The organism is Herbiconiux sp. UC225_62, assembly GCF_042694625.1.
Classification (GTDB): Bacteria; Actinomycetota; Actinomycetes; order Actinomycetales; family Microbacteriaceae; genus Herbiconiux.
In genome coordinates, this window is sequence record NZ_CP170551.1 from 2,764,760 (window position 1) to 2,781,049 (window position 16,290).

Sequence of the window (16,290 nt, forward strand, 5' to 3'; positions counted from 1 at the left end):
ACTGAGGCTGCACGTCGAGTGACCGCCCCCGGGCCGCTGCGGCCCGATCTCGGTACGGTGAGCACATGACCGCCGCGCATCCCGTCGCTATGGATGCGCGGTGGCTGACCGCCCCTCCCGCCGAGGTGGCGGCCGCGATGGCGACCCAGCGGCAGAGCGCCCGCCCGGCGTGGGCGCCCACCTGGCGCCAGATGCTCGTGCACGTCACCTGGAGCCTGCTGCTCTGGTACTGCTTCATCGCCTTCATGGCGATCGGCATCCGCGTCGACGGATACGGCGACAACCGCACCGGGCCCGACGACTGGCGCGATCTGGCGATCGCCGTGCTGGTGCTGCTGCTCTGGGTCGGCGCGGCCGTGCTGCTGCAGCGCTGGGCGAAGCGACCTCCGTCGCCCCGCGCCCGGCTCGCCGAGTGGCGGCAGACCCTCACCGCACTGGCCAACGGGTTCGAACCGCGACCGGTAGCCCGTTCGCCGTTGCCCACGCTGATCGCCCAGCCGGCCGGTCGGGCATCCGCTTACCCGCGGTTCGTGGCGGTCGGTGACGACAGGGTGGAGTTCGGCAACCTCGTGGTGCGCACCGGGCTGCACGGCACGCCCGTGACGCGCGGATACCTGGCCGTGACCCTTCCCTCCGCGCTGCCGCACCTCTACCTCGACTCGCTCGTTGACGGGCGGTCGCGGGGCGACCTGCCGACCAGCGTCGACAAGCAGCAGCGTCTGCGTCTCGAGGGCGACTTCGACCGTCACTTCGCCGCCTACGCGCCGGCCACCTACGGCACGGATGCGCTCTACGCGTTGACCCCGGATGTCATGGCCGCGCTCATCGATGACGCCTCCGAGTTCGACGTGGAGATCATCGACGACCGCGTGATCTTCTCGACCCCCTCGGCGGCGGACTACTCGGATGCCGCGACGTGGCAGCGCATCGAGACCGTGCTGAGCGGCCCCGCCCTCCGCATCGCCAAGCGCGCGGCGGGCTATCGCGACGACCGCGTCTCCCGCCAGTACGCCCGCCCGGCTCGGATCATCGGGCCGGACGGCCGGCGGCTCGCCCACGGTTACCGCAGTCGGGGGCTCTGGCCTGTGCTGAGCCGGGTGGGCTGGGTGCTCGCGCTGATCCTGCTCTACGCGGTGCCGGCCGTCTTCGCGTTCGCCGGCTTCATGTCGGTCATCGACGACAAGTGACGGCGGGCTACTGACCCCGGTCTACTGGCGGGCCTCCGACTCCGGCTCCGGCGTCGCCGCACGTCGCAGCGCGGCCTGGCCGAGAAACGCGCCGAGGTGGTACTCGAGCTGGAGCGCCTGCTCGCCGGTCGGCAGCGGCGCGCCGGCGCGGGAACGGTACCCGGGCAGCGTCGTCGTGTGCAGGAACTCACCGTAGGCGGCCACCACGTCGCCCTCGGGTGGGAGGCTGGCGCGGTTCACCATCGCTTTGGCGGTGGCGAGCGCGGTGCCATCGAACGCGGCCAGACGCGCGACCACGCCGTCGACGTAGGCGTCGAGTTCGGCATCGGGGAGCGCCCGGGTGACCCAGCCCCACCGTTCCGCGGTCAGGGCGTCGTAGTCCTGCGAGGTCAGCACCGCCTCGAGCGCGCGGTCGCGGCCGATCAGACGCGGCAGGCGCTCGGTGCCGCCACCGCCCGGCACCACGGCGGTGCCCACCTCGGGCTGCCCGAAGAACGCCTTCTCGATGCTCGCGTAGCGCAGGTCGAGCGCCAGCGCGAGTTCGTTTCCACCACCCCGGGTGCGGCCCCGGATGCGCGCGACCGTGATGTACGGAGCGGCCGTCAGTTTGATGGTGATGTCCGTCCACACCTCACGACCCGACGCCGCGTCGGCCGGCGGGAAGTCGGCCAGGTGGGCGAGGTCGAAGTGGTTGAGGAAGAAGTCGGGCACCGCGCTGTCGAACTCCAGCACCTGGAGCTGCTGGTCGGTCGCGAGGTCGTCGACGATGCCCGCCAGCTGCTCGGCCGTGGCGCCGACCACGAGGTTGACGGGTGCATGGGTGAACGTGACGCGGGCGGTCTGGGGGGTGAGTCGCTCGTAACGGAGCGGGGAGTCGCTCATGGGCGCATCCTTTCTGGCGAGGTGGAATTCGGGAAGCGGATGCCGGTCAGTCGGCGAGCAGCACGACCTTGCCCGGGCCGTGCTTGGTGGCGTGGGCCGTTGCGGCGTCGTCGAGCGGATAGGTGGCGGCGAGGATCGGGGTGAGGGCGCCCTCGGCGACCAGTCCGGCCAGGGCGGTGAGGCCGAGCCGATCCGACTCGACGAACAGGCCTGCGACCCGCACGCCGACCTCCGGGGCCGCAGCGGCGGCGGCCCCGACGCTCTGGGGGAGTGTGGAGACGAGGATGCCGCCCGGTCGCAGGACCTTCAGGGCCCGCAGGGGATAGTCGCCGCCGACGACGTCGAACACGACATCCAGATCGGCGAGCGTCTCGCTGAAGTCGGTGGCGTGGTAGTCCACGACCTCGTCGGCGCCGAGCGACCGCACGAGATCGGCGTTCGCGCCGGAGGTGAGCGCGATGACGTGCGCGCCGCTCGCGGCGGCGATCTGCACGGCGAGGTGACCGACGCCGCCGGCCGCGCCGGTGATCAGCACGCGCGTGCCGCGATCGATCGCCGCGGTCTCGACCAGAGCCTGCCACGCGGTCAGACCCGCCAGGGGCAGCGCGGCTGCCTGAGCGTGCGTGAGTGCCTCGGGCTTGAGCACGAGAGCCCGCGTGGGAGCGACCACGAACTCCGCGTAGGCACCGGCTCCGCGCGGGAAGGGCAGCAGTCCGAACACCTCGTCGCCGGGGGCGAAGAGGGTCACGCCGGGGCCGGTCGCCTCGACCACGCCGGAGACGTCCCAGCCGAGGACGAACGGCGGGGTGCCGGCGAACACACCGGTCTGGCGGTTCATCGCGTCGGCCGGGTTCACGCCGGCCGCGCGCATCCGGATCAGGACCTGACCGATGCCCGGCTCGGGACGGTCGACGGTCGCCGGATGCAGCACCTCCGGTCCGCCGAGCTCGTCTTGGATGATCGCACGCATCGTTTCTGTCATGTCTCTCACGCTAGAAAAGACGCGGCGGCCGCCCAATGACTAAGAAGTCATGTTTCGCTACGAACCCGCCAAAGCGATTACGCGAGAACAGACTCGTCCCAGCCGGAGAGCACGATCTTGCCCACCGTGCGCCCGGACTCGACCGCGGCGTGGGCTCGCCGCAACGAGTCAGGGGAGAGCGGCCCGAAGTCGTCGGTGACCGTCGGATGCACCGCACCCTGCTCGACGAGAGCTGCCACCTGGTCGAGAATCCAGCGCTGGTGCTCCGACGTGGGAACGTGCAGCGGGTCGGTGAACATCAGTTCCCAGAGCCAGCCGATGCTCTTCCCTTTGAGGGGTGCGACGTCGCGCGGGCCGTCGTCGATCGCCACGACCTTGCCGAAGGGACGCAGCAGTCGTGCGTAGAGCCCCTCCTGTTCGTGCGAGTGCGACGAGAACACCCAGTTCACGCCGTCGGGCGCGAGCCCGAGCACCTGCGCGACGAGATCGCCCTTGTGGTCGACGACCTCGTGCGCACCCATCGAACGCACCCACTCCGCGTTCGCCTGCCCGGCGGTCGCGATGAGCCGCACGCGAGGCGCGCGGGCCCGCACGAGCTGGAGCAGCACCGATCCGACGCCGCCGCTCGCTCCGACGACGAGCAGGTCGCCCTGCGCATCCGGGTCGATCTCCAGGCGATCGAAGACGGCCTCCCATGCGGTGAGCGCCGTCAGCGGCAACGAGGCCGCCTCGCCGAACGAGACGGTGCTCGGCTTCCGGCCGACCAGGCGCGCCTCGACGAGGTGGAAGCGCTGGTTGCTCCCGGGGCGACCGATGCTGCCGGCGTAGAACACCTCGTCGCCGGGCGCGAAACCGGTCACGTTCTCGCCGACGGCCTCCACGACTCCGGCGGCGTCGTATCCGAGTACGCGGAAACCCTTTGCGGGGGCACTCGCGCGCTGCTTGACGTCGACGGGGTTGACCGAGACGGCCTCCACCCGCACGAGCAGCTCACCCGGGCCCGGCGCCGGCACCTCACCGGTCCTCACCACGAAGGCCTCGGGGTTTTCGGTCGGGAGGTTGGCGGTGTATCCGATCATCGTGTTCGTCGTCTGCGTCATGCATCGAGAATTTCACAACGGCGCTGGTGCGCGGACATCCCGGCGTGCAGGCGGGCGCGTTCCTGGCGATAAATGGCCGGATGCTCGCTTCCGCCCTGGACAGGCGCCCCGGTAGCTTCGCCTCTGCCCGGTTGCAGACCGGATGACCAAAGGGAGCACCGTTGTCAGCCAAGCAGATCGTCGTCAGCGCCACCGAGCGCCTGTTCAATCAGAAGGACCTCGCGGTGGTCGACGAGGTCTTCGGCCCGGTCTACGTGCAGCACTCCGCGTTGGGTCCGGACGGTGTCGAGGGGCTGAAGGGGTTGGTCAGCCGTCTCCCCAAGGCGTCGGGCTACGAGCTCGTGCGGGTCATCGCCGACGGCGACCTGGTGGTGACCGAGGGGGTGTTCACGGGATTCGCGCCGGTGCCGCTGACGGGATACGACGTGTGGCGCGTGGTGGACGGCCGGGTCGTCGAGCACTGGGATGCGCTCGGGGCGGGGGCCACGCACGCGGCATCCGGTGCCGGTGCGTCGACCGAGACTGGAGACAGCGCGGCCAACAAGGCTCTCGTCACCGAGTGGGCCGAGAAGATCCTCGTGGGCGGGGACCACGCCGCCGCATCCGCGTATGTCGCGAACGACAGCGGCATCGATGTCGACGGCCTGGCCGTCTCCTACGTCGCGATCCACGCCGCCATCGCGGAAGGGGACCTCGTGTACACCCGCGCCGAGGGCGAGCTCGACGGCCCCGTGATCGTCAACGACGTGTGGCGGGTGCACGGCGGGAAGATCGTCGAGCATTGGGGACTGGTCGCGCCGGTGCCCAAGGAGTTCCCGCACGGCAACGGGGCCTTCTGATCCCGGTGCGCCTTGGCGGGTTCGTAGCGGTGCCATAGAATTAGGCCATGCCTGATTCAACGCCTCACCGCGTCGTCGTTCTCGCTCAGAACGGTGCGTATCCCTTCGAACTCGGCATTCCCGCGCGGGTCTTCGGCGCGACCGACGAGGCGTACGAGGTCGTGCTCTGCACGCCCACGGGTGGAGCGATCACGACGAACGCCGGTTTCGACGTCGTTCCCGCACGCGGTCCGGATGCGCTGGGTGAAGCCGACACGGTCATTGTGGCGCCCGTCGACCCGTCCTTCCTGCGCCGCGAACTCGACGACGACGTGCGGTCGGCGCTCGCGAACATCCGGCCCGGCACGCGGATCGTCTCGATCTGCACGGGTGTCTTCACGCTGGCGGCGGCGGGCATCCTGACCGGCCGAACGGCCACGACGCACTGGCAGTGCGAAGCGGTGTTCCGAAAGTGGTACCCCGAGATCGAGATCGACGAGAACGTGCTCTTCGTCGACAACGGCGAGGTGCTGACCTCGGCGGGGGCGGCATCCGGAATCGATCTGTGCCTGCACCTGATCCGGCTCGACCACGGCATGGAGGCGGCGACCCGGGCCGCGCGCCGCTGCGTCGTGGCGCCCCACCGCGACGGCGGGCAGGCGCAGTTCATCGAGCGGCCGGTTCCGGATGCGCCCGACACCTCCACCGCCCCCACCCGGGAATGGGCGCTCGCCCGGCTCGCCGAGCCGCTCACCCTGAGCGCGCTCGCCCGCAACGCTCACATGAGCGAGCGCACGTTCGCGCGCCGGTTCCGCGCCGAGACGGGCCTGGCGCCGCGGCAGTGGCTCACCCGCCAGCGGCTCGCGCTCGCCCGCGAGCTGCTGGAATCGACCGACCTCGGCATCGACGCCATCGCCGCGGCCGTCGGTTACGCCACGGCAACCTCGCTGCGCAACCACCTCGGCGCCGCCCTCGGCGTCTCGCCGCTGGCCTACCGCCACACCTTCCGCTCTACCGAGACCCGCGCCCACCGCCTCCACACCCGCGCCGCCGCCGCGCCCCCGCTCGCAGTCGCGCCCTCGGTCTCGGTCGCGGTCGCACAGAGCGCCTAGCGGCCAGGCGCCTTCACGCAGCGCGCGCCGCGGCGGCGAGGTGCTGCATGGCACGCACCGATCGCGACACCGCCCGTGAGGTGTCCGCCTCAGGATAAGATGAGATTCAGTCATTTATATGAAGGGCGACACGTACAGTGATCGGGTTGGTTGCAGACAATACTTCTGAACGTGTTCTGAAGTATGATGAATGCATGCGCGCGTTTCCGTCTTCTGATTTGAGTCGCAATGCCCCGCGGGTTTTCGCGGCAGCGGAGGAGGCGCCTGTCAGCGTCACGCGACGCGACGGGGAGGATCTCGTGTTGATGTCGCAACGCGACGCCGATGCTCGTGAGCAACTGCTTCAGTTCGCTGCCCAGTTGATTGCAGTGGCCATCGATGAACGCGGCACTCTCTCCCAGCGGATGGCGAACGCATTTCCGTGGATGCTCGCCCTGCATGAGGCTGATCGGGTGCGATGCGCTCATGATCTCGTCGACGCGGCCCGGGCATCCTTCGCTACAGGGCAGGTACATCTGATCGCGGCGGAGCTGACCTCGTGGCGTGAGACGGCGTCGGCGCTTGCCGCCGGGCTGCGTGACTCACCAGTCGACTGGCTGAGTGACGAGGTTCGGGTCGACCGCCCCTAATGGTCGGGAAAGACATAAAGGTCGACCGCCCGACGAAAGGGGCAGAGTACGAAATCCGCTTCGCTTCGGTTCAGGCGCAGAAGGGGTGGCGAGACCTGCTGGCGACCAGTCGTAATGCGCTGGTCGACGCGTGGGACTTCTTGACGCGCACTCCACTCGAGGTGACGCCGACCAACTATCCGCTGAAGGGCGCGCTCGGTATCGTCACACGCCATGGAGACGAACACGAGAGGTGGCAGCACAAGCCCACCCGGCAGGAGGACGCCCGCATCTGGTTCTACGTGGCAGGCCGGGTGGTGTACCTCGAGCAGGTTCACACGCGTCATCCGAACGCCACGAAGTAGGCGCCACGGGCTGCGCTGGGCTGTCGTGAGGCTCAGCGCGCGTCGAGGCGGGCTGCGACGTCGGGCGGGAAGCCGCCCGTCGAGATGGGGCTCCAGCGGGTGGCGGTGATGCGCAGCAGCGACTTGTTCTGCAGCGCCATCGCCTCGCGGTACTCCTGCCAGTCGGGGTGCTCGCCCGAGATGCAGCGGAAGTAGTCGACCAGCCCGTCGACGGCCTCGGGCATGTGCAGCACCTCCGCGTCGCCGTCGACCTGGATCCACGCGTCGTTCCAGTCGTCTGACAGCACCAGCACCGAGACGGCGGCGCGGCGCTCGGCGTTCCGCGTCTTGGCCCTGCCGGGATAGGTCGAGATCACGATGCGTCCCTGCTCATCGACCCCGCCGGTGACCGGCGACATCTGGGGCCGGCCGTCGGCGCGCGTGGTGGCGACGAGCATCCGGTGCCGTGGTCGCACGAAGTCGAGCATGCCGTCGCGGTCGACGGTCGTGGTGGTGGAGATGGTTCTGGCCATGGGTCAACGGTAGGCGACGGATCGGATGCCGGACGCGTCACCCCTCGACGAGGGCGAGGACGCCGGCGGCCACCAAGGTGGTGAACGTCGTCCAGAGGGAGATCGCGACCGCCTGCCACAACAGCACCCAACCCTTCGCCACGCCGGTCGACACCAGAATGGCCGACGTGAACTGCGTGGGGATGGCGAGCGGCCCGAGGATGCTCGCGCCGGGCACTCCGAAGCGCACGAGGAAGCGCTTGAACCGCGCAACGCCCTTCGAGTCGGGCTTCTTCGGCTCGACGGAGGGTTGCTCGGCCATCTCGTGCTCGCCGGCTGCGCCCAGCTGCCCGGCGGGCACGAGCTGCCTGGCGGCGGCCGAATCTGGCTGGCCGACAGCTCTGCGGCGCGCCCGTCGGGCGACGATGGCCGCGCGGATGCGCGCCCCGAAGAACACCACGACGAAGACGGATGCGAAGTTCCCCGCCGCCGCAGCGACCGCCGCGACCACGGGGTTCAGCCCCGCCCACACGCCGAGAACGGAGGCGAGCTCCCCTTCGACGAACGGGATCATCGCGGCGACCGCGACGATGAGGGGCTGGATGAAGGAGGGTACTTGCGACATGAGGTTCTGAATGAAGGTGACGACGTCCACTGTTCTCTCCGAGTAGGTGAGGGGCTGGTTGAGGGAAGGATCGGGCGAGCGGGCTCAGCGGTTCGCGACCACTAAGGTTGCGACGAGGGCGTTCGTGACCACGGCAGTCATCGTGCGGGTGACGGCGGCCGCGGCAGCATCCGCAGCCCAGTCGGCCTGCTCGAGTGCCTTCGCCCTTGTGGCCGTGGCACTCGACCACGGGATCTCGTGGTCGAGCACCGGGAGGCCCCCACTCGCGAAGACGAGGGCGATGACGGCGGCGACCCTCTCGGTGGGCGCCGCGCCGTCGACGAGCACGGCGCGCATCGCGGCGATCAGTTCGGCGCGATGACCGGAAGAACCTTCGCTGAGGGCGGTCGTCGGGATGAGTCCGAGCATCTTCTTCTCGGCCCGGTCGAGGTCGCCGCGCTCGACGAGGCGATCGAGCAACGGGCCGCGAAGGGTGGGGCCGCTCGCCGCGAGGACGCTCTGCACGCCACGCGGTTTCGAAGCGACGTAGTCCCAGGCAGGCTGCAGGAGTTCGTCCTCGGGGCGCTCGCCCGTCGCGCTGATCAGGGTGCCGCGCAGGCCGGCATCCCGGATCTCGACCCGCCCCTGCTGTGCGAGGTCGGTCAGCACGGCGCCGCCGAGTACGTAGAAGAGCGTGTTCTCACCGGCGATCGTGCCGGATGAGGGCTGGAAGAGCGCGAGGAGCACGTCCTCGGCGATCAGTCGGTCGGATTGCTGAGTGGATGCGTGTTCTGCGGTCATGCGAACCAGATTAGCACACTGTACTAGCACGGTGTGCTAATACGCTGTGCCGGCCCTCTAGAATCGACGCGGGAGGTTTCATGGAGAGCACACGCGACCGCATCCTCACCTCGGCGACGGAGATGATGCGCAACGGCGCCGAGCGACTGAGTGTGCGCGCCGTGGCGGCGCACGCGGGTGTCGGGGCGAGCACCCTCCGCCACTATTTCCCCACCCAGCGCGACCTCATCAACGCCGCGCTCACCGCCACCTATGACGCCGCGATGCCTGACGAACGCATCCGTGACACCTCGGTGCCGCCGCGTGAACGTCTGCGCGAGTGCCTCTGGCGTCTGCTCGAGCCGTTCGACGCCACCGAGAAGGCGTTCGAGGTGTGGCAGAGCCTGTTCCGCACCTTCCCCGGTGCCGACACGACTCCGGATGCGCGGGCCGGCTACGAGGTGATCGTCGCCCAGGCGGAGCGCCGGGTCGGGGCCTGGCTCGCCATCCTCGAGGCCGAGGGGGCCTTGGCTCCCGGTGACACCGCTCGGCGCACCCACCTCCTCCTCACCGTCGTCGACGGCCTCTCGATCGAGCGCGCCTTCCCGCACCGCGCCGACTACCTCGAGCAGCAGGCGGCCACTCTGGCGTTCGCGGTCGATGCCGTCTTCGACGTCGCCGACTCGCCTCGGTGAGTCGTTTCGCTCTTCTCGGTGCCAGACGGTGGCCACCGAGAGCCCCTACGAAGGAGAGCCCGTGAGCGGAACCAGTGAGAGCGAACTGATCCAGGAGGCGAAGGCTGCGCTGGGGGAGTCGGAGCCGGATGAGATCCGGGTCGCCGGCATCTTCGGGCTTGCGAATCTGGTCATCACCCAGGTCGCCGGTCTGGCGGCGGGGTCGGCAGGAGCCGTGGCATCCGGTGTCCCGGGCCTCCCCGGTGTCGACGACGCTCTCGCGGCCGGTGTCGGGAGCGGGTTCGGCGCCTTCGTGGCCACCAAGGCCGCGGCGGAGGCGCAGGGTGTGACCGTGCAGCTGATCGTCGCCATCACCGACCGCACCATCCACGTGCTCAACCGCGACACGGGCGGTCGGCTCCGTACCGAGGTCGCCTCGTTCGCGCGTGCCACCACCAAGGTCACGATCGAGAAGGTCGGCCTCAGCCGCCACCTCTCCCTCACCGACACCGCCACCGGCGACTCCATCGAACTCCACGGATCGGTCTCCTGGATCTCGGCCCAGTCGAAGGGCGACAAACTGGTGCTCGACCTCCTCGGCGACTGAGGGTCTCTCGGGCCGCAGGCACAGCGCGCCGACGCGCGCCATTGACACCGCCGCCTTCCTGGCGTTCAATCGGTCAACACCATCCACCCGCTCCCGACGGTGAGGCCGGTCATGCATCCCGAATCACAGGACGAATCCGATCCCGGCCAGCCCGGCTTCACCCGCCGCGCCGTTCTTCGTGCCGGCGCCTGGGCGACACCGGTCATCGCGGTGGCCATCGCCGCTCCTGCGGCGGCGGCGAGCGGTGACGGATACAGCGTCACGCTCTACCCGGCCGGTACGGATGCCTGGAGCGATGCGGCCGGTCAGATTCAGGGAACGCGGTCGTTGCGGCTGTCGAGCAATATCGATCTCGTGCCCGTTCCGGTCGGCTACACGATCACGCTCAGTTGGGCGCAGAGCGACGTCGTGCACCTGGCCCTCTCGACCGACCAGCCGAGCTGGCCATCCACTCTCTCCGGCGAGCAGGGCAACCTCACGCTCACTCTGGATGCCGCGGTCGACTCGAATTCCCTGCCCGAGTTCTTCCTCGTGCCGTCCGTGGCGCCCGGCGCTGCACCCGGCGCTTACGTCGTGAGCGTGACCGTCGTCGGTTCAGCGGATGCCGAGGGCGACCTCGTCACGCAACTCAGCTACACGGTCCAGGTCTTCTGACGGGGCTCAGGGGGAGACGCGGGCGGCGCGGCCGTCGAAGGAGACGATGTCGCCGAGCTGGAGCTGCCTCCCGCGGCGACGATCGACCTCGCCGTTGACGCTGACGTGTCCGTCCACGATCGCTTCTTTGACGATGCCGCCGGTGTCGAGCATCCCGGCGAATTTGAGGAACTGGCCGAGACGGATGCTCTCGCCGCCGATCGAGACGTCGTCGATCGGGTCGGGATGGGTCATGCCCGAATGCTAGCCGAAGCACCGGTGCGGCGCCCGAGGCCGGACGGGAAGGCGGGCGACATCCGGCCGCTCGCGCCGGGATCGTCGAGGCCTACGGAGTCGGATCGGCGAGCTGCAGGGTGTGCCAGGTCTCGAAGGCGAGCGACGCGGCGCCCGCGGCATCCCCCGCCGCGCAGAGCTCGATCAGTCTGTCGTGCGCGGCGACCGACGCGTCGCCGTTCAGCCGAAACCGCTGCTGCTCGGCGCGACGCACCACCGGGCCGAACTGGTTGAGCACCGAGACGATGGCTCCGTTGCCGAGCACCTGCACCGGAACGGCGTGCAGGGCCTCGTCGGCGTCGAGGGCGGCACGCACGTCGTCGGCGCGGATGGCGGCGGCGAAGTCGCGATTGGCCGCGCGCATCCGCTCGATGTCGTCGGCGCTGAGGAGCCCGACCGACTGCCTGACCGCGAGTTCGTGCATCGAGCCGACGACGTCGCGGGCATCCTCGACCTTACGATCGTCGATCATGCTCACCACGGTCGACTTACCGGGCTGGGTGACCACCAGGCCGCTCGCCGCCAGGCGCAGGAGAGCTTCGCGCACCGGGGTGCGGCTCACCCCCAGCCAGGTGGCCAGGTCGACGTCTTTCAACTGCTCACCCGGCGCGAACGTGCCGTCGACGACGGCGTCGCGCAGGCGCTCGAAGACGTCGTTGCGCAGAAGAGTGCGCTCGAATCGGGGTCCGTCGGCGGGAATCGGCATGCAACATATTGCACACAAAAAATCCGACAGCGCCAATTCGGAGATAACTGGAATGTTTACGGGGGATTGTGGTTGATATGCATAACGCAATATATTGCGTACAGAAAACGACCTCGACAGGAGCAGACCATGACCGTCAACGCATTCGACCCAGCAGCAGACAAGCCCACCATCGTCCTCGTTCACGGCGCCTTCGCCGAGTCTTCCAGCTGGAACGGGGTCGTGACCCGTCTGCAGAGTGAGGGTCTACCGGTGCTCGCGGTCGCGAACCCGCTTCGGGGCCTCGCGAACGACGCCGAGTACCTTCGCGGAGTCATCGACCAGATTGATGGTCCGGTCGTCGTGGCCGGTCACTCCTACGGCGGCTCGGTGGCGAGCGAGGCGACGGCGGGTGCCGACAATGTGCGAGCGCTCGTCTTCGTGGCCAGCTTCCTTCTCGATGCCGGCGAGAGCACGGGGGAGCTTGCGGGCAGGTTCCCCGGCGGCGAGCTCGGGCCGGCGCTCACGCCGATCCCGTTCAGCGCCGGTGCTGTGAGCGGAGACGACCTGTACATCCAGCAGGACAAGTTCCGCGAGGTGTTCGCCGCGGACGTCTCCGACGATCAGGCCGCGCTGATGGCGGCGACGCAGCGGCCGATCGCCGCCGCGGCCCTCGAAGACTCCGCGAGCCGCGCCGGCTGGAAGACCATTCCGTCGTGGACCCTGGTGACGCTTCGCGATCTGGCCGTGCCGGCCGAATCGCAGCGGTTCATGGCCGAGCGCGCCTCGTCGCACGCGGTCGAGATCGACGCCTCGCACGCCGTGACGGTGTCGGAGCCGGGAGCGGTCGCCGACCTCATCCTCGAGGCGGTTCGCGAAACCCTTCGATGACCGCCGGCCGCAGCGCGGCTCGTCTGTCGACGATCATGCTCTCGAGGGCTCTTCTCGGCGGATGCGCCGGGGCCGGTGCCGGTGCAGGGCCGGGTCGTCGTCGGTCGAGGCCGAGCTGACGGCACCCGGATCGAAGAACGACGAGGAGAAGAGTTGACAGACCACGGGCTCATGGAAGCCACACAGATCGTCACCGACCTGAAGACGTCGATGGTGAGCGCGGCCGCCCTTGCCTCGGCGCTGCGCGACGAGAGAGCGAGCACACCGGAGGAGGCGCTGGAGGCCGATCCCGCCCGGGCGGCGGTGCTGCGGACGATGCTCGACGCGGAGATCGTTCTGGGTGCGCTCTGGGGCGGCCGGAAGCTGCGCGGCGACAATCTCGTCAGTGCTCTCAGCCAAGCGGCCGCCGCCGCGGCCGGCACGATCGGGTCCTGGGCCGACTTGAGCGACGAGGCCATGATCGCTCAGGGGCGCTCCTCGGAGCTCATGGCTCAGGTGATCCTGGCGAGGGTTGCTCCCGCCTACGGGTTCCTCGACGAGAACACTCCCTCGCGCGTGCTCGACGTGGGCACCGGCATCGGCGCGATCGCGACCGCCCTGGCCACCGCCAGGCCGAGCGCTGAGGTCACCGGCATCGACATCGCGGAGCGTCCGCTCGAGATCGCCCGCGGGCTGCTTCGCGAGCTCGACCCTGGAATCGCCGAGCGCATCCATCTCCGACGTCAGGACGTGACCGACCTGGCCGACGCCGAGCCGTACGACGTCGTCTGGATGCCCATGCCCTTCCTCCCCGATACCGTCGCCGAACGCGCACTGAACCGGGTGACCGAGGCTCTCCGGCCTGACGGAATGCTGGTGCTCGGCACCAACTCAGACGTGCACGACGAGAGAGTCAAGGTCACCAACGATTGGCTCGCCTCGCTCACCGGTGGCGGCACGCTCACCACGAGCGCGATCGAGCAGGATCTCGCGCGGCGCGGGTACACCGGCATTCGGCGATTCGACACGGTTCCCGGCGGCCCCGTGCTGCTCGCGGCCGTCAGGGCTGCCTAGATGGATTCGGCTCTCGGGCGGCGGGCTCGCCGCGCGCTGGTCGAGATCGCGCTGGTGGCGGGTCTCGTCGCCGCCGTGGTCGTGACGGGGTTCGCCGGCGAGCAGGTGGTGTCGGGTGCTCTGATCGCGGGCGGAGCGGATGGAGGCGCCTCTGTCGTCTACGCGCTCGGCCTGGCAGGTCTCGTGCTGGTGCACGTCGCGGTGTGGATGCTGCCGCGACGGCACCCAGAACTCCGCCTCGAGAGGTGGTGGTCTGTGGGGATCTCGACCGTCGGGGTGGTGTGTTTCAGCGCACTGGCGCTGCTGAGCGCCGGCTTCTCGATTGCGGCCGGGGCCGAGACCGGCGCGGAGGCCTGGGCGGTCGTCATCCTGTATCTGCTCGCAGCCGCCGGGCCGCCACTCGGGTCTCTTCTCTCCTCGGTCGCGGCCCTCGTCAGAACCAGGCGGAGCATCCGGCCCGCCGTCGCCATCGCAGCCCCTTCGGACCGCGGGTAGCCTGGGTGCGAACGAGCGAATGTTCCGCCTGGATCCAGCATCAAGGGAGAGCACCGGATGAGATCACTGCGCTACGGAATCAACGTCACCCTTGACGGCTGCGTGCATCACGAGGCCGGTATCGCGCCCGACGAGGACTCGATGCGCTACTGGACCGCTGAGATGGACCGCGTCGACGCCGTGCTGTACGGCCGGGTCACCTACCAGATGATGGAGTCGGCCTGGCGGCGACCGACGGAGGGCGGGTGGCCGGACTGGATGAGCGAGTGGGACATCCCGTTCGCCGAGAGCATCGACGGCAAGAAGAAGTACGTCGTATCGAGCACCCTCGGTGAGGTGGACTGGAACGCCGAATTCGTTCGAGGAGACCTGCGTGAGGCGGTCGAGCGGCTGAAGCGGGAGCCGGGTGAGGGCCTGTCGGTGGGTGGCGTGGAGTTGCCGCTGGCGCTGGCCGATCTGGGGCTCATCGACGAGTATGCGTTCGTCGTGCATCCGGTGATCGCCGGGCACGGGCCGACCCTGCTCGCCGGGCTGCGCGAGCGGGTCGAACTCGAACTCGTCGAGCGCCGGGAATTCCGGTCGGGGGCGATGGCACTGCTCTACCGCCCGGCCGCCGCGTGACGCGGCCCCGACCGAGGCGCCCGGGGTCCTACCGGCGGAAGTAGGCGTTCGCGCTGCGGGTGTAGAGCAGGATGATGCCGAGCAGGGCGAGGAGGCCGTTGACGATGCCCTGCCACAGGCTCGACGGCACGGCCGCGAGCAAGTAGATGGCGCTCGCCAGGTTGAGGGCCAGCACGATCGTCGTCAGGACGCGCGCGACCTGGCTGCCACGCAGCAGTGCCGCCCCCACGATGATCGTGATCACGCCGAGGATGATCGCCACGATGGCGGTGGCCGTCAGCGATCCGGTCATCCCGGGCACGCCGCTGACCTGGGCCGTCGTCGGCGCGGTGATCAGCCCGATCACACCGCCGATCAGCTGCAGCGCACCGGAGATCCAGACGATCACGGCCACGAGAGTGACTCCACCTGGTCGTCGCACAATTGCCCCCTTCTTGGAGCCGGCGCGATCCGACTCTCATCGAGCATCACCCTACTGGTGTCGAACGCCGACCGGGAGGCGTCGGCTCACGGCGTCGTCGCCTCGAGAGCAGCGCGGGCCGTCACCGGTTCCCGACCGAGAAGCGTGCCGAGTAACGGGTCGACGCCCGCGAAGAACCCCTCCCGCGCCGCGCGGTACATACCGAGCGTGAAGCGGGCCATCATCTCGGGGCGGCCGGCGGCGATCTGGGTAGCGACCCAGTCCTCGTCGTCCACGACCACCCGCGGCACGGGTCGACCGACGATCTCCGACGCCATCGTCGCGACGTCGTCGAGAGTCGGGGCGGACATCGCGGTGAGGGTGACGGGGCCGTCGTAGGCGCCGCCCGACGCGATGACGATCGCAGCGGCCTCCGCTTCGTCATCGCGCGAGGTCCACGAGACTGGACCGTCGGCCGGCACCGCGATCACGCCGGATTCGCGCCACGGGCCGGTGAGCCAGCTGAGGCTGTGAGCGTAGAAGCCGTTGCGCAGCGACGTCCACGCGACTCCCGAGTCGGCGAGCAGCCGCTCGGTCTGAGCGTGGTCGCGGCCGGGGCCGAACGGGGTGTCCAGCGCTGCGCCCTGGTGACTCGTGTACAGGATGCGCCCGACTCCGGCGGTGACCGCGGCGTCGATCGCGGTGCGGTGGAGGGCGACCGCGTCCGCAGCCGGGTCGCTCGACGACACGAGCAGCAGCTGATCGGCTCCGTCGAAGGCTTTCGGCAGAGAGGCGGCGTCGGCGTAGTCGCCGTAGCGCACCTCGACGCCGCGATCGGCGAAGCGCTGAGCCTTCGCGGTGTCGCGGGCGACGACCGCGATCTGGGCGGCGGGCATCCGCTCGAGCAGGTGGTCGACGGTGGCTCCGTTGAGGACGCCGGTGGCGCCGGTGATGACGATCATGATTCTCCGTTCTCGTTATCGATGGAATCAAAATCACCGTATCACT

Annotated in this window: 22 protein-coding genes; 12 read left to right on the forward strand and 10 right to left on the reverse strand. The window is 69.5% G+C overall.

From position 1 onward, the window contains the following. Positions 1–65: 65 nt before the first annotated feature. Positions 66–1,187: a hypothetical protein gene (locus ACFJGU_RS13470; protein WP_382304014.1), complete on the forward strand. Its 1,122-nt coding sequence runs from the start codon at positions 66–68 to the stop codon at positions 1,185–1,187. A gap of 21 nt (positions 1,188–1,208) precedes the next feature. Here ACFJGU_RS13470 and ACFJGU_RS13475 read toward each other — a convergent pair whose 3' ends face one another. From ACFJGU_RS13475 to ACFJGU_RS13485, 3 genes are all read right to left on the reverse strand, one after another. Beyond that, the gene (locus ACFJGU_RS13475) at positions 1,209–2,069 is read right to left on the reverse strand and encodes an enoyl-CoA hydratase/isomerase family protein (RefSeq protein WP_382304015.1); all 861 of its coding nucleotides are present in this window, start codon (positions 2,067–2,069) and stop codon (positions 1,209–1,211) included. A gap of 46 nt (positions 2,070–2,115) precedes the next feature. Next, positions 2,116–3,051, reverse strand: a complete 936-nt coding sequence (locus tag ACFJGU_RS13480) for an NADP-dependent oxidoreductase (RefSeq protein ID WP_382304016.1) — start codon at positions 3,049–3,051, stop codon at positions 2,116–2,118. Between the two features lie 77 nt (positions 3,052–3,128). Further along, a complete protein-coding gene (locus tag ACFJGU_RS13485; protein WP_382304017.1) occupies positions 3,129–4,151 on the reverse strand; it encodes a zinc-binding alcohol dehydrogenase family protein in 1,023 nt (340 codons plus the stop codon). A 161-nt stretch (positions 4,152–4,312) separates the two neighbouring features. Here ACFJGU_RS13485 and ACFJGU_RS13490 point away from each other — a divergent pair, with 161 nt between their 5' ends. The 4 genes from ACFJGU_RS13490 (at position 4,313) to ACFJGU_RS13505 (ending at position 7,054) form a co-directional block, all read left to right on the forward strand. Then, on the forward strand, positions 4,313–4,990 hold the full coding sequence (locus ACFJGU_RS13490; RefSeq protein ID WP_382304018.1) for a nuclear transport factor 2 family protein: 678 nt from the start codon (positions 4,313–4,315) through the stop codon (positions 4,988–4,990). 47 nt (positions 4,991–5,037) lie between these two features. Beyond that, on the forward strand, positions 5,038–6,081 hold the full coding sequence (locus ACFJGU_RS13495) for a GlxA family transcriptional regulator (RefSeq protein ID WP_382304019.1): 1,044 nt from the start codon (positions 5,038–5,040) through the stop codon (positions 6,079–6,081). A gap of 194 nt (positions 6,082–6,275) precedes the next feature. After that, the gene (locus ACFJGU_RS13500) at positions 6,276–6,710 is read left to right on the forward strand and encodes a prevent-host-death protein (RefSeq protein WP_382304020.1); all 435 of its coding nucleotides are present in this window, start codon (positions 6,276–6,278) and stop codon (positions 6,708–6,710) included. Next, complete coding sequence (locus ACFJGU_RS13505) at positions 6,710–7,054, forward strand: hypothetical protein (protein WP_382304021.1); 345 nt, start codon at positions 6,710–6,712, stop codon at positions 7,052–7,054. The genes ACFJGU_RS13500 and ACFJGU_RS13505 overlap by 1 nt, the downstream gene beginning before the upstream one ends. A gap of 32 nt (positions 7,055–7,086) precedes the next feature. Here ACFJGU_RS13505 and ACFJGU_RS13510 read toward each other — a convergent pair whose 3' ends face one another. The 3 genes from ACFJGU_RS13510 to ACFJGU_RS13520 are packed head-to-tail and all read right to left on the reverse strand — an operon-like array spanning position 7,087 to position 8,950. Then, positions 7,087–7,566 carry a PPOX class F420-dependent oxidoreductase gene (locus tag ACFJGU_RS13510; protein WP_382304022.1) on the reverse strand — a complete coding sequence of 160 codons (480 nt, stop codon included), beginning with the start codon at positions 7,564–7,566 and terminating at the stop codon, positions 7,087–7,089. A gap of 37 nt (positions 7,567–7,603) precedes the next feature. Beyond that, on the reverse strand, positions 7,604–8,200 hold the full coding sequence (locus ACFJGU_RS13515; RefSeq protein ID WP_382304023.1) for a small multidrug efflux protein: 597 nt from the start codon (positions 8,198–8,200) through the stop codon (positions 7,604–7,606). 54 nt (positions 8,201–8,254) lie between these two features. Further along, on the reverse strand, positions 8,255–8,950 hold the full coding sequence (locus ACFJGU_RS13520; protein WP_382304024.1) for a GPP34 family phosphoprotein: 696 nt from the start codon (positions 8,948–8,950) through the stop codon (positions 8,255–8,257). A gap of 80 nt (positions 8,951–9,030) precedes the next feature. Here ACFJGU_RS13520 and ACFJGU_RS13525 point away from each other — a divergent pair, with 80 nt between their 5' ends. The 3 genes from ACFJGU_RS13525 (at position 9,031) to ACFJGU_RS13535 (ending at position 10,864) form a co-directional block, all read left to right on the forward strand. Beyond that, a complete protein-coding gene (locus ACFJGU_RS13525) occupies positions 9,031–9,624 on the forward strand; it encodes a TetR/AcrR family transcriptional regulator (protein WP_382304025.1) in 594 nt (197 codons plus the stop codon). A 61-nt stretch (positions 9,625–9,685) separates the two neighbouring features. Further along, positions 9,686–10,210 (forward strand): hypothetical protein, encoded by a 525-nt coding sequence (locus tag ACFJGU_RS13530; RefSeq protein WP_382304026.1) that lies wholly within the window; start codon positions 9,686–9,688, stop codon positions 10,208–10,210. 111 nt (positions 10,211–10,321) lie between these two features. After that, positions 10,322–10,864, forward strand: coding sequence for a hypothetical protein (locus ACFJGU_RS13535; protein ID WP_382304027.1), 543 nt, complete (start codon positions 10,322–10,324; stop codon positions 10,862–10,864). 6 nt (positions 10,865–10,870) lie between these two features. Here the strand turns inward: ACFJGU_RS13535 and ACFJGU_RS13540 are convergent, their stop codons facing one another. After that, positions 10,871–11,098: an RNA-binding S4 domain-containing protein gene (locus tag ACFJGU_RS13540; RefSeq protein WP_382304028.1), complete on the reverse strand. Its 228-nt coding sequence runs from the start codon at positions 11,096–11,098 to the stop codon at positions 10,871–10,873. Positions 11,099–11,189: 91 nt separating this feature from the next. Then, the gene (locus ACFJGU_RS13545) at positions 11,190–11,843 is read right to left on the reverse strand and encodes a GntR family transcriptional regulator (RefSeq protein WP_382304029.1); all 654 of its coding nucleotides are present in this window, start codon (positions 11,841–11,843) and stop codon (positions 11,190–11,192) included. Between the two features lie 129 nt (positions 11,844–11,972). Between ACFJGU_RS13545 and ACFJGU_RS13550 the strand changes: the two genes are divergently transcribed. From ACFJGU_RS13550 to ACFJGU_RS13565, 4 genes are all read left to right on the forward strand, one after another. After that, the gene (locus ACFJGU_RS13550; protein WP_382304030.1) at positions 11,973–12,713 is read left to right on the forward strand and encodes an alpha/beta fold hydrolase; all 741 of its coding nucleotides are present in this window, start codon (positions 11,973–11,975) and stop codon (positions 12,711–12,713) included. Between the two features lie 171 nt (positions 12,714–12,884). Next, complete coding sequence (locus ACFJGU_RS13555) at positions 12,885–13,766, forward strand: class I SAM-dependent methyltransferase (protein ID WP_382304031.1); 882 nt, start codon at positions 12,885–12,887, stop codon at positions 13,764–13,766. Then, positions 13,767–14,261: a hypothetical protein gene (locus ACFJGU_RS13560; RefSeq protein ID WP_382304032.1), complete on the forward strand. Its 495-nt coding sequence runs from the start codon at positions 13,767–13,769 to the stop codon at positions 14,259–14,261. Positions 14,262–14,318: 57 nt separating this feature from the next. After that, a complete protein-coding gene (locus tag ACFJGU_RS13565) occupies positions 14,319–14,882 on the forward strand; it encodes a dihydrofolate reductase family protein (RefSeq protein ID WP_382304033.1) in 564 nt (187 codons plus the stop codon). A gap of 28 nt (positions 14,883–14,910) precedes the next feature. Here the strand turns inward: ACFJGU_RS13565 and ACFJGU_RS13570 are convergent, their stop codons facing one another. Together ACFJGU_RS13570 and ACFJGU_RS13575 are read right to left on the reverse strand one after the other, a co-directional pair. Beyond that, a complete protein-coding gene (locus ACFJGU_RS13570) occupies positions 14,911–15,276 on the reverse strand; it encodes a hypothetical protein (protein WP_382304034.1) in 366 nt (121 codons plus the stop codon). A gap of 113 nt (positions 15,277–15,389) precedes the next feature. Next, entirely contained in the window at positions 15,390–16,244 is an 855-nt protein-coding gene (locus ACFJGU_RS13575; RefSeq protein WP_382304035.1) for an NAD(P)H-binding protein, read from the reverse strand. Positions 16,245–16,290: the final 46 nt, after the last annotated feature.

Coding starts and splice junctions, on each gene's coding strand:
- ACFJGU_RS13535 (WP_382304027.1), top strand. CDS start 10,322: ATGCATCCCGAATCACAGGACGAATCCGATCCCGGCCAGCCCGGCTTC.
- ACFJGU_RS13470 (WP_382304014.1), top strand. CDS start 66: ATGACCGCCGCGCATCCCGTCGCTATGGATGCGCGGTGGCTGACCGCC.
- ACFJGU_RS13560 (WP_382304032.1), top strand. CDS start 13,767: ATGGATTCGGCTCTCGGGCGGCGGGCTCGCCGCGCGCTGGTCGAGATC.
- ACFJGU_RS13505 (WP_382304021.1), top strand. CDS start 6,710: ATGGTCGGGAAAGACATAAAGGTCGACCGCCCGACGAAAGGGGCAGAG.
- ACFJGU_RS13540 (WP_382304028.1), bottom strand. CDS start 11,098: ATGACCCATCCCGACCCGATCGACGACGTCTCGATCGGCGGCGAGAGC.
- ACFJGU_RS13575 (WP_382304035.1), bottom strand. CDS start 16,244: ATGATCGTCATCACCGGCGCCACCGGCGTCCTCAACGGAGCCACCGTC.
- ACFJGU_RS13565 (WP_382304033.1), top strand. CDS start 14,319: ATGAGATCACTGCGCTACGGAATCAACGTCACCCTTGACGGCTGCGTG.
- ACFJGU_RS13545 (WP_382304029.1), bottom strand. CDS start 11,843: ATGCCGATTCCCGCCGACGGACCCCGATTCGAGCGCACTCTTCTGCGC.
- ACFJGU_RS13485 (WP_382304017.1), bottom strand. CDS start 4,151: ATGACGCAGACGACGAACACGATGATCGGATACACCGCCAACCTCCCG.
- ACFJGU_RS13520 (WP_382304024.1), bottom strand. CDS start 8,950: ATGACCGCAGAACACGCATCCACTCAGCAATCCGACCGACTGATCGCC.
- ACFJGU_RS13475 (WP_382304015.1), bottom strand. CDS start 2,069: ATGAGCGACTCCCCGCTCCGTTACGAGCGACTCACCCCCCAGACCGCC.
- ACFJGU_RS13495 (WP_382304019.1), top strand. CDS start 5,038: ATGCCTGATTCAACGCCTCACCGCGTCGTCGTTCTCGCTCAGAACGGT.
- ACFJGU_RS13500 (WP_382304020.1), top strand. CDS start 6,276: ATGCGCGCGTTTCCGTCTTCTGATTTGAGTCGCAATGCCCCGCGGGTT.
- ACFJGU_RS13480 (WP_382304016.1), bottom strand. CDS start 3,051: ATGACAGAAACGATGCGTGCGATCATCCAAGACGAGCTCGGCGGACCG.
- ACFJGU_RS13555 (WP_382304031.1), top strand. CDS start 12,885: ATGGAAGCCACACAGATCGTCACCGACCTGAAGACGTCGATGGTGAGC.
- ACFJGU_RS13550 (WP_382304030.1), top strand. CDS start 11,973: ATGACCGTCAACGCATTCGACCCAGCAGCAGACAAGCCCACCATCGTC.
- ACFJGU_RS13510 (WP_382304022.1), bottom strand. CDS start 7,566: ATGGCCAGAACCATCTCCACCACCACGACCGTCGACCGCGACGGCATG.
- ACFJGU_RS13525 (WP_382304025.1), top strand. CDS start 9,031: ATGGAGAGCACACGCGACCGCATCCTCACCTCGGCGACGGAGATGATG.